Origin of the sequence: Frankia sp. Hr75.2 (genome assembly GCF_949319125.1) — a bacterium.
In the GTDB taxonomy this organism is placed as follows: domain Bacteria; phylum Actinomycetota; class Actinomycetes; order Frankiales; family Frankiaceae; genus Parafrankia; species Parafrankia soli.
Window position 1 is genome coordinate 1 of record NZ_CASGGV010000222.1, and the last position, 15,061, is coordinate 15,061.

Annotated in this window: 13 protein-coding genes; 9 read left to right on the forward strand and 4 right to left on the reverse strand. The window is 72.9% G+C overall.

What is annotated here, in order from left to right:
- Positions 1-484 precede the first annotated feature (484 nt).
- Positions 485-1,489 carry a dTDP-glucose 4,6-dehydratase gene (gene rfbB, locus AC559T_RS15745; RefSeq protein WP_071065323.1) on the reverse strand — a complete coding sequence of 335 codons (1,005 nt, stop codon included), beginning with the start codon at positions 1,487-1,489 and terminating at the stop codon, positions 485-487.
- Between the two features lie 139 nt (positions 1,490-1,628).
- Here rfbB and AC559T_RS15750 point away from each other — a divergent pair, with 139 nt between their 5' ends.
- The 3 genes from AC559T_RS15750 to AC559T_RS15760 all read left to right on the forward strand — a co-directional run bounded on the left by AC559T_RS15750 (position 1,629) and on the right by AC559T_RS15760 (position 5,075).
- Positions 1,629-3,224 (forward strand): circularly permuted type 2 ATP-grasp protein, encoded by a 1,596-nt coding sequence (locus tag AC559T_RS15750; protein ID WP_112108985.1) that lies wholly within the window; start codon positions 1,629-1,631, stop codon positions 3,222-3,224.
- A complete protein-coding gene (locus AC559T_RS15755) occupies positions 3,218-4,162 on the forward strand; it encodes an alpha-E domain-containing protein (RefSeq protein WP_368952417.1) in 945 nt (314 codons plus the stop codon). Before AC559T_RS15750 ends, AC559T_RS15755 begins: the two co-directional genes overlap by 7 nt.
- Positions 4,163-4,229: 67 nt before the next feature.
- A complete protein-coding gene (locus AC559T_RS15760; RefSeq protein ID WP_071065326.1) occupies positions 4,230-5,075 on the forward strand; it encodes a transglutaminase family protein in 846 nt (281 codons plus the stop codon).
- Positions 5,076-5,115: 40 nt separating this feature from the next.
- On the opposite strand, the gene AC559T_RS15765 is transcribed toward AC559T_RS15760, so the two are convergent.
- Entirely contained in the window at positions 5,116-5,679 is a 564-nt protein-coding gene (locus AC559T_RS15765) for a YceI family protein (protein ID WP_041253962.1), read from the reverse strand.
- A 198-nt stretch (positions 5,680-5,877) separates the two neighbouring features.
- On the opposite strand from AC559T_RS15765, the gene AC559T_RS15770 reads away from it, so the two are divergent.
- From AC559T_RS15770 to AC559T_RS15785, 4 genes are read left to right on the forward strand one after another with little or no spacing between them, the layout of a single operon-like run.
- Positions 5,878-6,837 (forward strand): ComEA family DNA-binding protein, encoded by a 960-nt coding sequence (locus tag AC559T_RS15770; protein ID WP_131622429.1) that lies wholly within the window; start codon positions 5,878-5,880, stop codon positions 6,835-6,837.
- Positions 6,837-9,275: a ComEC/Rec2 family competence protein gene (locus AC559T_RS15775; protein ID WP_498869231.1), complete on the forward strand. Its 2,439-nt coding sequence runs from the start codon at positions 6,837-6,839 to the stop codon at positions 9,273-9,275. The genes AC559T_RS15770 and AC559T_RS15775 overlap by 1 nt, the downstream gene beginning before the upstream one ends.
- A 1-nt stretch (position 9,276) precedes the next feature.
- On the forward strand, positions 9,277-10,278 hold the full coding sequence (holA, locus tag AC559T_RS15780) for a DNA polymerase III subunit delta (protein WP_112106875.1): 1,002 nt from the start codon (positions 9,277-9,279) through the stop codon (positions 10,276-10,278).
- Positions 10,275-10,577 carry a hypothetical protein gene (locus tag AC559T_RS15785; protein ID WP_498869232.1) on the forward strand — a complete coding sequence of 101 codons (303 nt, stop codon included), beginning with the start codon at positions 10,275-10,277 and terminating at the stop codon, positions 10,575-10,577. The genes holA and AC559T_RS15785 overlap by 4 nt, the downstream gene beginning before the upstream one ends.
- 139 nt (positions 10,578-10,716) lie before the next feature.
- Here the strand turns inward: AC559T_RS15785 and rpsT are convergent, their stop codons facing one another.
- Entirely contained in the window at positions 10,717-10,986 is a 270-nt protein-coding gene (gene rpsT, locus AC559T_RS15790; RefSeq protein WP_071065330.1) for a 30S ribosomal protein S20, read from the reverse strand.
- Between the two features lie 245 nt (positions 10,987-11,231).
- Between rpsT and lepA the strand changes: the two genes are divergently transcribed.
- Positions 11,232-13,091 carry a translation elongation factor 4 gene (gene lepA, locus AC559T_RS15795; protein WP_071065331.1) on the forward strand — a complete coding sequence of 620 codons (1,860 nt, stop codon included), beginning with the start codon at positions 11,232-11,234 and terminating at the stop codon, positions 13,089-13,091.
- Between the two features lie 79 nt (positions 13,092-13,170).
- Here the strand turns inward: lepA and AC559T_RS15800 are convergent, their stop codons facing one another.
- Positions 13,171-13,338: a hypothetical protein gene (locus AC559T_RS15800; RefSeq protein ID WP_498869233.1), complete on the reverse strand. Its 168-nt coding sequence runs from the start codon at positions 13,336-13,338 to the stop codon at positions 13,171-13,173.
- Positions 13,339-13,616: 278 nt separating this feature from the next.
- On the opposite strand from AC559T_RS15800, the gene hemW reads away from it, so the two are divergent.
- Positions 13,617-14,846: a radical SAM family heme chaperone HemW gene (gene hemW, locus AC559T_RS15805; RefSeq protein ID WP_112106835.1), complete on the forward strand. Its 1,230-nt coding sequence runs from the start codon at positions 13,617-13,619 to the stop codon at positions 14,844-14,846.
- Positions 14,847-15,061: the final 215 nt, after the last annotated feature.

The following is a 15,061-nucleotide window of genomic DNA, read 5'->3' on the forward strand; positions in this document are numbered from 1 at the left end:
GCCACGCGGGTGGCCAGCGGGCCGCGGGTGGCCAGGGGGCCGCGGGGCCCGGGGCTGCGGGCCGGCCCGGGACACCGGCGACGCCCCCGACATCGCCGATCATGACGCCGCCGTCGATCATGGTGTTCCGCGGAACCACCGAGCACCACGGAGCGCACCGCGGAGCCACGGAGCCGCGGAGGAGCCGCGGAGCACTGTGGCACCCGGGCCGTCTTCAGCGAGGCGGACAGGCCCAGCTCGACCCGGCCCAGGCCAGTTCACGCCACATCGTCGGACACCGAGCCGGTGCCGGCCAGCACCCGCGGCGCGCGCTGTTCTCTGTGCCAGGCGATCACGACAGCCGGACCGCCAGTCCGTGACGTAACGCACCCAGAGGTCGACGACCGTGTCCGGGGTGAGCTCGCCGATCGCGGCCGGCAGTGCCTTCCCGGCCCGCTCCATTGATCTGAGGTAGACCGCCGTGGTGCGGATCGGCTCGGGAGGGTCAGCTCTGCCAGGCGGTCTCCGAGACGGGGGAGCGGCCGAGCAGGGGACGCCACCACGCCTCGTTGTCCCGGTACCACCCGATGGTGGCCTTCATCCCGTCCGCGAAGCTGATCCGCGGCTCCCAGCCGAGCGTCGTGCGCAGCTTGCCGGAGTCCAGCAGGTAGCGGCGGTCGTGGGAGGGACGGTCCGGCACGATCGTCTTCAGAGAGGCGGGCAGGCCCAGCTCGCCGAGGATGAGGTCGGCGATGGTCTCGATGTCGGCCTCGATGCCGGAGCCGACGTGATAGGTCTCACCGACAGCGCCGCGCTCGAGCACCGCCTCGATGGCCCGGCAGTGGTCCACCACGTGCAGCCATTCCCTCCGGTTCTTCGTGGAGGCGTAGAGCGGCAGCGACTGGCCCTGCAGCGCCCGCGTCACGAACAGCGGGATGACCTTCTCCGGGAACTGGAACGGACCGTAGTTGTTCGAGCAGTTGGTGATGGTCACCGGCAGGCCGTAGGTGTACCCGTAGGAGCGGACGGCGTGGTCCGAGCCGGCCTTGGCGGCGTTGTACGGGGTCCGGGGCAGGTAGGGGGAGTCCTCGGTGAAGGCGCCGGGGTCGTCGAGGTCCATGTCGCCGTAGACCTCGCAGGTGGAGATCTGGTGGAAGCGCGCGACCCCGACGGTCCGCGCCGCCTCCAGCAGGGTCTGCGTGCCCATGACGTTGGTGGAGAAGAACTCGCCGGGACGGATGATCGCCAGGCTGTTGTGGGACTCGGCGGCGAAGTTGACCACGACGTCCACACGGTGCTCGCGCAGCGTGGACTCGATGAGCTCACGGTCACGGATGTCGCCGTGGACGAACGTGATCCCGTCCTCGAGGTCGGCGAGGTTCTCCCGGCAGCCCGCGTAGGTCAGCGCGTCGAGCGCGACCATGCGGTCGCCGGGGTGCGTCCCCAGCCAGTACCTGACGAAGTTGGACCCGATGAAACCGGCGGCCCCGGTCACCAGCAGAGTGGTCATCGTTCGCCTTTCGGTGCGTCGTTCGGTGCGTCGTCGCATCGGTCGCGCCTACATACTTCCCCATGCCTGCGCGGACCGGGGGCAGGGGCGCGGTCACGACGACATTCGCAGGTAACACGGAGCACCTACGCTCCTCCGCGTGGCGGACCTTTTCGAGGGGTATCCGGTGGAGGTCGCGGCAGCGGCCGCCTGGGACGAGGTCTTCGACGCGGCGCATCGCCCCCGGGAGGTGTACACCGCCCTGCACGACGCGCTGCAGCCGCTGAGCAGCTCCGACCTCGCGGCCCGCAAGATCGCGCTCGACCGTGCCTTCCGGGACGCCGGCATCACCTTCAACCTGTTCGGCGAGGAGCGGCCGTTTCCGCTGGACCTGGTGCCCAGGCTGCTCTCCTGCGACGAGTGGGACGTCATCGAGCGGGGCGTGACCCAGCGGGTGCGCGCGCTCGAGGCGTTTCTCGACGACGTCTACGGGCGCGCCGACGTCCTCGCGGACGGCATCGTGCCCCGCCGGCTGGTGCTGTCCAGCTCGCACTTCCACCGTGCGGCGCACGGCATCGACCCGCCGAACGGCGTCCGCGCGCATGTCAGCGGCATCGACCTGGTGCGGGACGAGCGCGGCGACTTCCGGGTGCTCGAGGACAACGTCCGCGTCCCGTCCGGGGTCAGCTACGTCATCGAGAACCGGCGCGCGATGACCCGGGTGTTCCCGGAGCTGTTCTCCACCCACCGGGTGCGCCCGGTCGCCGACTACGCCACCCACCTGCTGCACGCGCTGCGCGCGGCGGCGCCACCGGAGGTCGCAGACCCGACCGTCGTGGTGCTCACCCCGGGCGTGTACAACTCCGCCTACTTCGAGCATGCCCTGCTGGCCCGCCAGATGGGTGTGGAGCTGGTCGAGGGCCGGGATCTCTCCGTCCGGAACAACCGGGTCACGATGCGCACCACCGAGGGTGACCAGCCGGTGCACGTTGTCTACCGCCGGGTCGACGACGACTGGCTCGACCCGCTGCACTTCCGTCCCGAGTCGATGGTCGGCTGCGCGGGGCTGCTCAACGCGGCCCGGGCCGGGAACGTGACGATCGCGAACGCGGTCGGCAACGGGGTCGCCGACGACAAGCTGATGTACACCTACGTCCCGGACCTCATCCGTTACTACCTCGGCGAGGAGCCGGCGCTCGGCAACGTCGACACCTTCCGGCTGGAGGACCCGGACCAGCGCGCCCATGTGCTGGACAACCTCGAGTCCCTGGTGGTCAAGCCGGTGGACGGCTCCGGCGGCAAGGGGATCGTGATCGGCCCGCAGGCGACCGAGGCCGAGCTGGTCGCGCTGCGCGCGCGGGTGCTCGCCGACCCGCGCGGGTGGATCGCACAGCGGGTGGTGAAGCTGTCGACCTCCCCGACCCTGGCCGATGACCGCCTCGGGCCGCGCCACGTCGACCTGCGGCCGTTCGCGGTGAACGACGGGAACCGGATCTGGGTGCTGCCCGGCGGGCTGACCCGGGTCGCGCTGCCCCGCGGCAGCCTGGTCGTGAACTCCAGCCAGGGCGGCGGGTCGAAGGACACCTGGGTACTCGCCCCCGAGCGGGTCGCGCCGGAGGAGGCCGCGCTCCTGCGCCGGCGGTCCGGCCTGACGCCGGCGGTCGCCGCCGGGCCCGACCTCGGCCCGCACTCGTCCGACGAGCAGCAGCAACAGCAGTCCGAGCAGCAGAACCAGCAGGGGGACGGGCTGTGCTGAGCCGCATCGCGGAGTCGCTGTTCTGGATCGGCCGCTACGCGGAGCGGGCCGAGTGCACCGCGCGCATCCTGGACGTCCACGTCCATCGGGTGCTCGAGGACCCGTGGCTGGACGAGACGTCGGCCGGGGCCGAGCTGCTCGCCGTGATGGGCGTCGCCGACCGGTCCGGCCCCGCCGACTCCCGGCACGTCACCGAGGTGCTCGCCTACGAGGCCGCGAACGCCTCCAGCATCCGCGGGTCGCTCTCCGCGGCGCGGGAGAACGCCCGCGGTGCCCGTGTCGTGGTCTCCAGTGACGTGTGGGAGTGCCTGAACGCGACCTGGAACGACCTGCCGCACACCGAGGAGCTCGCCCGCCGGATGGGCCCGCACGTGTACTTCCGTTACGTGCGGGAACGCACGGCGATGCTGGCCGGACTGGTCGACGCCACCCTCGCGCGCGACGACGGCTGGCGCTTCCTGGTGCTCGGGCGCAGCCTGGAGCGGGTCGACATGACCGCCCGGCTGCTGTCGTCGAGCATCAGCGACGACCCGAGCTCGCAGAGCTGGGTCAGCCTGCTGCGTTCGTGCGGCGCGCACGAGGCCTACCTGCGCACCTACCGGCGGGCGGTGGACGCGGCCCGGGTCGCGGAGTTCCTGCTGCTGGACCGGCTCTTCCCGCGGTCGATCTACTGGTCGCTGGCGCTCGCGGAGCAGATCCTCGCCGAGCTGGACACCAGCCGCGGCCTGGTCCGGGCGACCGTGGACGACGCCGCCCGGCGCACCGTCGGTCGGGCCCGCACCGAGCTGGAGTTCCGCAGCATCGACGAGCTCGTCGCCGAGATGCCCGACCTGCTGGCCGCCCTGCAACGGACCTGCTCGGCGGTCAGCGCGGCCGTCACCACCCGGTACTTCGCCCGGGACAGCCCGCGCACCTGGGCGAGCGAGGTGCCCGCCTGACGGCGGGCGGGGAACAACAACGGGCGACGGCTGCGCGCGGCGCCGCACACGAGGGAGACAGGCGACGATGAGCTGGCAGATCCGGATCGAGCACTCGACGGGCTACCGGTACGCCAGCCCGGTGATCTCCTCGTACAACGAGGCCCGGATCATCCCCCAGACCGGGGACCGGCAACTCACACTCGAGGCCACCGTCCGCACCGAGCCGTCCTCGTCCACCTACCGCTACTGGGACTACTGGGGGACCCAGGTCACCGCGTTCGACCTGCACACCCCGCACACCGAGCTGATCGTCACCGGGCGCTCGGTCGTGCAGACAGCGCCCGCGCCGGCGCGGCCCACGGACGTCCCCGGCTGGGACGGCCTCACCGATGACCACGTCTCGGACCGGTTCGTCGAGTTCGTCCGGCCCACCGTCTCGACGCCGGAGCACCCGGAGCTGCTGGCCGCCGCCCGCGAGCTCGCCGCCGCCAACACCCCCGCGGACTTCCTGCCCGCGGTCGGTGACTGGGTGCGGGAGAAGCTGCGCTACCAGCCTGGCACGACCGAGGTGCGCACCTCGGCCGTCGAGGCGTGGCAGCAGGGGGTGGGCGTGTGCCAGGATTTCGCCCACCTGGCGCTCGTCCTGATGCGGGCCGCCGGCATGCCGGCCCGCTACGTGTCGGGCTACCAGCACCCGTCGGCGGACGCCGCGGTGGGCGAGACCGTCAGCGGGCAGAGCCATGCCTGGGTCGAGGGCTGGCTGGGTGAGTGGTGGGGCTTCGACCCGACCAACGGCGTGCCCGCGGGCGAGCAGCACGTAGTGGTCGCCCGCGGGCGGGACTACAACGACGTCCCACCGATGTTCGGCGTGTACTCCGGTGGTGCCTCGACGTCCCTGGGCGTGACCGTCTCGGTGACCCGCCTGGGCTGAGCGCCCCTGGCGAGCCGGGCGGTCGGGAGGACCTGGGCGGTCAGGAGGACTTGATGGCCGAGACGTCCAGCTCGATCTTGACCTTGTCGCTGATGAGCACGCCGCCCGTCTCGAGAACGGCGTTGTACGTGAGGCCGAAGTCCTTGCGGCTGATGCTCGTGGTGCCGGTGAAGCCCGCCCGGACGTTGCCGAACGGGTCCTTGGAGCTGCCCTCGAAGGTGATCGCGAGCTCGACCGGCCGGGTCACCCCGCGGATCGTGAGGTCGCCGGCGAGGACGTAACTGTCCTCGTCCTTGCCGAGCTTCGCGCCGGTGCTGACGAAGGTGATGGTCGGGAACTGCGCGACGTCGAGCAGGTCGGGCGACTTCACGTGCCCGTCGCGGTCGGCGACGCCGGTGTCGAAGCTGGCGGTGTCGATGGTCACCGACGCGGTGGACGCCGTCGGGTTCGCGCCGTCGAGCTCCAGGGTGCCCTGCACGGAGGTGAACTGCCCGCGGACCGTCGTGACCATCGCGTGGCGTGCGGCGAAGCCGATCCGGGTGTGCGCGGGGTCGAGGGTCCAGGTGCCGGTGAGGTCGGCCAGAACGGGAGCGGGAGCGGTCATCGTGTTCTCCTCGGAGTGTGTGAGCTGAGACCGGGGCTGCTGGGTGGTGCCGTCGTGCACGTTACTTGCGTGCGCAACCAACGTGGACGGCGGGTCATTCCATCTCCCTGCGCCCCGCGTGCCTGTGGATGAGAACCGGTCGTCCACATCCGCTCCGCATCGGCTCGGACGAACCCTCCCAGCTCCTACCTTGCGTGCATGACTCGAAGCTCCTCGCATCTGTCCCGGGGTGATGACCGGGGTGACGACTGGCCGCTGGCCGGCCTGGACGGCGGCGACCCGGATGGCTGGGACCAGGACAGCTGGGACCAGGACGGCGGGGCCTGGGACGGCGGGGCCTGGGGCGACGACGGGGAACGGGACGCGGGTCGGGCGGACACTCGCGGCTCGCGGGTGCGGCGGGCCGTCGCCGCTCGCCTCCCGCCGACGCTGCGCGACGCGGTGCTCGCCCCGACGGCCCGGGCGGCGCTGGTGCTGGTGTTGGTCGCCGTCGCGGCGGCGGCCGTGGCCGGCTGGCTGACCTGGCGCGACCGGCCGGTGGCCCTCCAGCCGAGCGCGGCGGCGGTCGGTGATTCGGGGCCCGGTGAGGCCGCGCACGGGCCAGGCGGGTCCGCGACCGCGGCCGCGGAGCTCGCCCGGAACCCGGCGGAGCCGGCGGCGGGCGAGGCGACGCCGACCACGGCGCCGGAGGTCGTCGTGGACGTCGCCGGCCGTGTGGCGCGCCCCGGGGTCGTGCGCCTGCCGGCCGGATCCCGGGTCGTGGACGCCGTGGAGCGGGCCGGCGGTGTGCTGCCCGGCACCGACACGACGGGGCTGGCACTGGCCAGGGTCCTCACGGACGGTGAGCAGGTCCTCGTCGACGGGCGGCCGGGTCCCGCCCCGCCGCCTCCGGAGGCGGCCGGTGGCGGCTCGCCCTCCGGGTCGTCAGCCGGTTCGGCCGGCGGTTCCGCGGTTGGTTCGGCGGGCCGGCCGCTGAATCTGAACACCGCCACGGTGGAACAGCTCGACGCCCTGCCCGGGGTGGGTCCCGTGCTGGCCCAGCGGATCATCGACTGGCGGGCGGCGAACGGGCCCTTCACCTCGCCCGACCAGCTCGGTGAGGTCTCCGGTGTCGGTGACCGGCGGCTGGCGGACCTGCTGCCCCTGGTGACGGCCTGATGGTCGCCGTCGCGATGGAGACCGGGCTCGGCCTGCCGAGCGGCTCTGATGCGGCGGGCGGCGGTCGGCTGGACCTCCGCCTGGTCGGTCCTGCCGTCGCGGTCTGGGGCGGGGCGGCCGCGGCGGGGTACTGGGGCTTCGGGCCGGTGCTTCTCGGCGCCGCCGGCATGGTGCTGTGTGCGTGCCCGGTGGGGGTGCTGATCGCGCTGCATCAGGGTCCCGGCGGCCGGCTCGGCCGGCCGGGAGCGCTGGTGGCGTTCGTCACCCTGGCGTTCCTCGCGGCCGGGGTTCTCGTGGGCGGGGCGGCCGCGCGGCCCCGGTTCACCGGCCCGCTCGCCGAGATGGCGCGGGCCCACCGGACCGTCAACGCCGAGGTCGTCCTGAGCGACGATCCGAAGATCTCGGCGGCGGCGGCGCCGGCTGCCACTTCGGGCCCGCGGGAGGGGGCGACGGTCACCGCCCGGGCTCGACTCGAGGCCGTGACCGGGCCCGGCCGCCGGCTGCGGGCCTCCGTGCCCGTGCTCCTGGTGGGGCGCGGCTCGGATCTCGCGAACTACCTGCCGGGGCAGCGGCTCAGCGTCCGCGCCGGGCTGGCGCCGGCGGGTCCGGGCGACACGATCGCGACGGTTCTGTTCGTCCGGGCACCGCCACGGGCACGGGGGCGCCCGGACGCCGTGCAACGGGCCGCCGGGTGGCTGCGGGCCGGCCTACGGGACGCCGCCGACGTGGTGCCCCAGCCCGCCGGCGGGCTGCTGCCGGCACTGGTCGTCGGTGACACCTCGGGCCTTGATCCCGGGCTGAAGGACGACTTTCGCACCGCCGGGATGAGCCATCTGACCGCGGTGTCCGGCGCCAATCTGGCGATTACCGCGGGGACGGTGCTGTTCCTGCTCGGGCGGCTCCGGCTCGGGGCCCGCTCCAGGGCGGTCGCCGCGGCCCTGGTCCTCGTCGGGTTCGTGATCCTGGCCCGGCCGTCCGCCAGCGTGGTCCGGGCCGGAGCCATGGGCCTGGTCGGCCTGGTCGCGCTCGCCGCGGGTCGGCCCCGCGCGGTGCTGGCGGCGCTGGCCACCGCGGTCATCGCCGTCGTGATGGCGGATCCGGCGTTCGCGCTGTCGGCCGGGTTCGCCCTGTCGGTGCTCGCGACGACCGGGATGATCGTGTGGGGGCCCGGCTGGAGTGACGCGCTGGAGCGCGGCCGCGCGGTCGGCCGGCTCGGCGAGGTCGTGGCGGTGGCCGCCGCCGCCCAGCTTGCCTGTACGCCGGTGCTGGCCTGGCTCGGCGGGGGCATCAGCATCGTCGCGATCCCGGCCAACGTGGTGGCGGCGCCGGCGGTCGCGCCCGCCACCGTGCTCGGCGTGTCGGCGATGGCCGTCGCCGCCGTCAACGACCCGGTCGCCGCGCTGCTCGCGCGGCTCGCGGGGCTGGCCTGCCGCTGGCTCGTGCTGGTCGCGGACGTGGCCGCCGGCGTCCCCGCGGCCACGATCGGCTGGCCGGCGGGGCTCGCGGGGGCGGCCACCGCGCTCGGCTGCGTAGTACTGGTGGTGGCCCTGGCGCGCCGGCGCCCGACCCGCTGGCTGCTGGTGTCGGCGGTGGTGGGCCTGCTGGCGGCCCGGGTGCTCCTGCTGCCGAGGCTGGCGGGCTGGCCGCCGCCGGGCTGGCGGCTCGTTGCCTGCGATGTGGGCCAGGGCGACGGCCTGGTCCTGCGCGCCGGGCCGGCCTCGGCGGTCGTGGTCGACGTGGGTCCTGACCCGGCGCTGATCGCCGCCTGCCTGGATGACCTCGGAGTACGCGAGGTGCCGCTGCTCATGCTCACCCATCTGCACACGGATCACGCCGCCGGCCTCAGCGGGGTGGTGGGCCGGCTGCCGGTGGGGGAACTGGTGGTGAGCCCGCTGCCCGAGCCGGCCGACCAGTGGGACGCGGTCGAGCGCGCGGCGCGGGCGGCGGGCGTGCCGGTGCGGGCCGTCACCGCCGGCGCCGCGGGGGAGACCGGAGCGGTCCGCTGGCGGGTGATCGGCCCGGAACGGGTCCTGCGGGGCACGGCCAGCGATCCGAACAACGCCAGCCTTGTGGTCCTGGCGGCGGTCGGCGGCGTGACGATACTGCTCACCGGGGATGCCGAGCCGCCGGAGCAGCGGCAGGTGGCGCGGCGCGGTCTCGGGCCCGTCGACGTGCTCAAGGTGGCTCACCACGGCTCCGAGGACCAGCTGCCGGAGTTCCTCACCCGGACCGGCGCCGAGGTGGCGCTGATCAGCGTCGGCGTCGACAACACCTACGGGCATCCCGCGCCGAGCACGCTGGCCGGCCTGCACGCGGCCGGGATGGCGGTGGCCCGCACCGACCTGCACGGCACGGTGGCCGTCGTCGAGACGGCCGGCGGTGGCGTCCGGGCGGTGGCTCGCCGGCCCGGCCCGCGAGGAGGCGGGGCCGGCTCGTGACATGCTGATCCACGTGCCGCCGCCCTCCGCCCCGCCACCGCTGGTCGTCGTGAGCGGCGACGAGGACCTCCTCGTCGCACGGGCCGTCCGGGAGGTGCTCGACGCCGCAAGGGCCCGTGATCCGGAGGTCGAGGTGGTCGACCGGTCACCCGGCGAGCTGACCGAGGCCGACATGATCGATCTCGGCGCCACCTCGATGTTCGGGGGTGGCCGGGTGCTGGTGGTTCGGGGTGCTGCCGACCTGGCGGAGGATCTGCGCGACGCGCTGTTGGCCTACGTGGCCCACCCGCTCGACGATGTGGTCCTCGTTGTGGTCCACAGCGGCGTGGTGAAGAACCGCAAGCTCGTTGACGCGATGAAGAAGGCCGGCGCCCGGGTCATGCCCGCGGCGAAGATCACCCGTCCGCGCGACCGGCACGACTTCGTGATCGCGGAGATCCGCCGGCTTGGCGGGCGGATGACCGACGAGGCGGTCCGTGCCCTGCTCGACGCGGTCGGCGGTGACCTGCGCGAGATTGCGGCGGTGTGCGACCAGCTCGTCGCCGACACCGCCGGGGTGATCGACGAGTCGGCGGTCGCCCGCTACCACCGGGGCCGGGCCGAGGCGAGCGGGTTCGCGGTCGCGGACGCCGCCGTCGCCGGCGATCTGGCCGGCGCGCTGACCCTGCTGCGGCAGGCGCTCGAGGGCGGGACGGCACCCGTCCTGGTCACCAGCGCCATCGCCGGCGGGCTGCGTGACCTCGCCCGGGTGTCCGCCGTGGGCGGCGGGTCCAAGTGGGACGTCGCCAAGGCCCTCGGCATGCCGGACTGGAAGGTCGAGCGCGCCCAGCGCGCGGCCCGGAGCTGGTCGGACGCGGGGCTGGCCCGGGCGATCCGGGCGGTCGCGGTCGCCGACGCCGGGGTCAAGGGCGCCGCCGTGGACGCCGGGTACGCCCTGGAGCGGCTCCTCCACGAGGTCACCCAGGCGCGAGGCCGGGGCGAGTACGCCGGGCGGGCGCGGTGAACGACTCGGCGGGCCGGCACGGCGGCCCAGGGCACGGCGAGCGGGACGAGCCCGGCCACGACGGCCACGACGACTACGAGGTGCAGCCCGGGGGGATGCTCGGCCTGCGGGTGCTCCCGGCGGGCTGGATGCGCGGCGTGCTCGGCACGGTGACCGCCCTGGTGACGCTGGTGATCGCCATGGGGGACCTGTCCAGCGCCTGGGTGCTGCTGGTGCTGCCGGCCACCGTCGCGGCGCTGGTGGCGTATGCCGAGAACCTCGAACGGGTGCTGGGCCCGGCTGCTGACCCCGAGGACTGACGACTCGGGGACTGGTTGAGTAGGGGCGTCCCGGACGTGTCCGGGACGCGCCGAAGACCGGGGCCCGTCTGGCGGGTTGCCCGGTCTTCGAACGAAGTCTGTGATGAACCTGACGCGGGCGCGGATGCCCGCGGTCGGGTCAGGAGGCGCCGATCTCCGCGTTGGCCTTGGCGAGCGCCGACTTGCGGTTGGCGGCCTGGTTGGGGTGGATGACACCCTTGCTGGCGGCCTTGTCGAGCTTCTTGGAGGCGATGCGGAGGGCGCTCTCGGCGCGCTCGACGTCCCCGGCCTCGACGGCGTCGCGGAAGCGACGGACGTGCGTCTTCAGCTCGGACTTCACGGCCTTGTTGCGCAGCCGTCGCTTCTCGTTGGTGAGGTTGCGCTTGATCTGCGACTTGATGTTGGCCACGCGGGAGAACCTCTGAGTTTCGAGTCGGGATGGTACGAGAGTGCCGGGAGGCACCGACGTTATCAAACCAGCGTGCCGGGGCGGTGGTGCGGGCGCGGCCACGCGGACGGGCGCGGCGCGCCTGGCACGATGGGGGCCTGGCACGATGAAGGACTCGAGCCCGTGCACATGACAGTCCGTGCACACGGCGCCAGCCGGACCGAGTGCCCGACAGACCGACGAGCAGCGAAACGAGACCAGCCCGCGTGTCCGAAGCCCCGCACGAGGCCTCCGGCGTCGACCCCGCGTCGATCCGCAACTTCTGCATCATCGCCCACATCGACCACGGCAAGTCCACGCTTGCCGACCGCATGCTGGGCGTGACCGGTGTGGTCGAGGCGCGCAACATGCGCGCGCAGTACCTCGACCGGATGGACATCGAGCGCGAGCGCGGCATCACGATCAAGGCGCAGAACGTCCGGCTGCCCTGGCGGGCCGACGACGGTCAGGACTACGTCCTGCACCTCATCGACACGCCCGGCCACGTGGACTTCACCTACGAGGTGAGCCGGTCGCTCGCGGCCTGTGAGGGCGCGGTGCTGCTGGTCGACGCGGCCCAGGGCATCGAGGCGCAGACGCTCGCCAACCTCTACCTGGCGATCGAGAACGACCTGACGATCATCCCGGTGCTGAACAAGATCGACCTGCCGGCCGCGCAGCCGGAGAAGTACGCCGCGGAGATCTCCTCGATCATCGGCTGCGACCCGGGCGACGTCCTCAAGGTCTCCGGCAAGACCGGCCAGGGCGTCCCGGAGCTGCTCAACGAGATCGTCCGCCGTATCCCGGCGCCGAGTGGCGACCCGGACGGCCCGCTCCGGGCAATGATCTTCGACAGCGTGTACGACATCTACCGCGGTGTGATCACCTATGTCCGGGTGGTCGACGGGTCGCTCAGCACCCGTGACCGTTGCCTGATGATGTCCACCGGGACCAGCCACGAGACCCTCGAGGTCGGTGTCATCTCGCCGGAGCCCCAACCGACCGGGTCGCTGTCGGCAGGTGAGGTCGGCTATGTCATCCCCGGTGTGAAGGACGTCCGCCAGGCCCGTGTCGGAGACACGATCACCTCGGCGCGCCGCCCGGCCACGGAGATGCTCGGCGGCTACCGGGACCCGCGTCCGATGGTCTACTCGGGGCTGTATCCCCTGGACGGCAGCGAGTACCCGGCGCTGCGCGAGGCGCTGGACAAGCTGCAGCTCAACGACGCGGCGCTCACCTTCGAGCCGGAGACGTCGGCGGCGCTGGGGTTCGGCTTCCGGTGTGGCTTCCTCGGGCTGCTCCATCTGGAGATCGTCCGGGAGCGGCTGGAGCGGGAGTTCGACCTCACGCTCATCTCGACGGCCCCCAACGTGGTCTACCGGGTCGTCATGGAGGACACGTCCGAGGTCACGGTGACCAACCCCAGCGACTGGCCCGGCGGCAAGATCGCCGAGGTGTACGAGCCGGTCGTGGATGCGATGCTGCTGCTGCCCACCGACTTCGTCGGCGCCGTGATGGAGCTGTGTCAGGGCCGGCGCGGCGTGCTCAAGGGGATGGACTACATCTCCACCGACCGGGTGGAGCTGAAGTACACGCTGCCGCTCGGTGAGATCATCTTCGACTTCTTCGACGCGCTGAAGTCGCGCACCCGCGGCTACGCCAGCCTCGACTACGAGCCCGCCGGCGAGCAGGCCTCGGACCTGGTCAAGGTGGACATCCTCCTGCAGGGCGAGGCGGTGGACGCGTTCTCGGCGATCGTGCACCGGGAGAAGGCCTACTCCTACGGAGTGGCGATGACCTCGAAGCTGCGGGAGCTGATTCCCCGCCAGCAGTTCGAGGTGCCGATCCAGGCGGCCATCGGTAGCCGGATCATCGCCCGGGAGAACATCCGCGCCATCCGCAAGGACGTCCTCGCCAAGTGCTACGGCGGTGACATCAGCCGTAAGCGGAAGCTGCTGGAGAAGCAGAAGGAGGGCAAGAAACGGATGAAGACCATCGGCCGGGTGGAGGTCCCGCAGGAGGCGTTCATCGCGGCACTGTCCACGACCGAGAGCCCGAAGGCGCCGGCGCCCAAGACCGGGCGGTAGCGGCGCGGCGGTCCGCACCGTGCGAGCGGCACGGCGGCCCGTGCCGGCCCTTCGCGGGCCGGGCGCGGGCGGGCGGCCGTCAGACGTTCTTGGGAGCCGCGGCGATCCGGGGAAGCCGGATCGGTTCGGTGGCCGGTTCGGCTTGGGCGAAGCCCAGGGCGAGGACGGATCCCGACCGGTACTCGGTGGTATGTGGGGGTAGAAGTTCCTCGATGGTCACGAGGGCACTGATGGGCTCCTCTTGCATGGTCGAATCATTTCGTACCGACCTCGACTGATCCATGACCAATCGCCCACGATTTGACCCTGCGATTGTCAACAGACCACAAACTGGGTGATTCTGGGCGGTCGGTGGCGTCGTGCCGCCGGTGTCGGCCCGGTGATGGCCCGTAAGGGCGGCGCGCCGGGGCGTCTTGTCCGTTCCTGGTCCCGATGTCGTCCGAGACCGGCAAAAATGACGGTCTCCGGGCACGTTGACAAACAGAGCGTTGCGGTCTCGGCACGCGTTGGGGGCACACTGGGGACATGCCATCCAAGCCTCTCGAGGGGGCGCCGGCACCCGTCGACGGCGCACTCCCCGACGCCGCGCTCACCGAGGTCGGGACCCGGCCGTTCGGTGTCTACGTGCACGTGCCGTACTGCGCGGCACGCTGCGGGTACTGCGACTTCAACACCTATACCCCGGCCGAGCTCGGCGCGGGCGGCCAGGGTGGGGCCGCCTCGTTCGTCGACTCGGTGGCCACCGAGGCCCGGCTGGCCCGCTCGGTCCTGGGCGAGCGGGACCTGACGGTCTCGACAGTCTTCGTCGGCGGCGGCACTCCGACGCTGCTGCCGGCCGCCGACCTGGCCAAGGTCCTGCGGGTCCTGGACGACACCTTCGGCCTGGCCGGCGACGCGGAGGTCACCACCGAGGCCAACCCGGAGTCCGTCGACCGGGAGACTCTCGAACAGCTCCGGGCGAGTGGGTACACGCGGATCTCGTTCGGCATGCAGAGCGCCCGCCCGCACGTGCTCGCGGCGCTGGACCGGCGGCACACCCCCGGCCGGGTGCCCGAGGTGGTCGGATGGGCGCGGTCCGCCGGGTTCCGCCAGCTCAGCCTCGACCTCATCTACGGCGCGCCGGGGGAGTCCGAGAGCGACTGGGCGGCGAGCCTGGACACGGTGATCGAGCTCGCGCCCGACCACGTCAGCGCCTACGCCCTGACCGTGGAGGAGGGCACCAAGCTCTCCCGCCGGGTGCGCCGCGGCGAGCTGCTGGAGCCGGACGACGACCTGCTCGCCGATCGCTACCTGCAGGCCGACGAGGCGCTCGCCGCCGCCGGCCTGACCAACTACGAGGTCAGCAACTGGGCGCGCGACCAGTCCTCCTGGTGCCGCCACAACATGGGCTACTGGCGGGGCGACGACTGGTGGGGGCTGGGGCCGGGCGCCCACAGCCACGTGGGCGGCGTCCGCTGGTGGAACGTCCGCCACCCGACCGAGTACGCCACCCGGGTCGGTGCCGGCCACAGCCCGGCCGCCGGCCGCGAGGTGCTGGACGCCCAGGCCCGCCGGGTCGAGCGGGTCATGCTGGGGGTCCGCCTCGTCGAGGGGCTGGGCCTCGACGCGCTGGGCGAGCAGGCGCTGGACGTCGCCGCCGAGCTTGCGGCGGACGGCCTCATCGTCGCGGACGTCCTCGCGCAGGGTCGGGTGGCGCTCACCCGCCGTGGTCGGCTGCTGACCGACACGGTCGTCCGTGCCCTGTTGCCCGACTGAGCGTCCCGCCGCCCGCCCGGGCGGTGACCCGCGGTCGGAGGATCTCCGTGTGTCCTCGGACGCGGGTCTGCTCACGATGGCTGCCCCGACCTGGGTGGGAAGCTACACTTGGCACTCACGGCGGCCGAGTGCCAGGACCGGGTTACCAGTAGGGCCGGGTTACCAGTGGGACAGGGTGACCAGTAGCACAGGGTGACCGGTCCGGCGCGCGCCGC

What these genes read in the sequence shown, in the direction of transcription:
- rfbB (WP_071065323.1), bottom strand. Translation starts at nt 1,489, where the DNA reads ATGACCACTCTGCTGGTGACCGGGGCCGCCGGTTTCATCGGGTCCAAC.
- AC559T_RS15760 (WP_071065326.1), top strand. Translation starts at nt 4,230, where the DNA reads ATGAGCTGGCAGATCCGGATCGAGCACTCGACGGGCTACCGGTACGCC.
- AC559T_RS15765 (WP_041253962.1), bottom strand. Translation starts at nt 5,679, where the DNA reads ATGACCGCTCCCGCTCCCGTTCTGGCCGACCTCACCGGCACCTGGACC.
- AC559T_RS15770 (WP_131622429.1), top strand. Translation starts at nt 5,878, where the DNA reads ATGACTCGAAGCTCCTCGCATCTGTCCCGGGGTGATGACCGGGGTGAC.
- AC559T_RS15775 (WP_498869231.1), top strand. Translation starts at nt 6,837, where the DNA reads ATGGTCGCCGTCGCGATGGAGACCGGGCTCGGCCTGCCGAGCGGCTCT.
- holA (WP_112106875.1), top strand. Translation starts at nt 9,277, where the DNA reads ATGCTGATCCACGTGCCGCCGCCCTCCGCCCCGCCACCGCTGGTCGTC.
- AC559T_RS15800 (WP_498869233.1), bottom strand. Translation starts at nt 13,338, where the DNA reads ATGCAAGAGGAGCCCATCAGTGCCCTCGTGACCATCGAGGAACTTCTA.
- hemW (WP_112106835.1), top strand. Translation starts at nt 13,617, where the DNA reads ATGCCATCCAAGCCTCTCGAGGGGGCGCCGGCACCCGTCGACGGCGCA.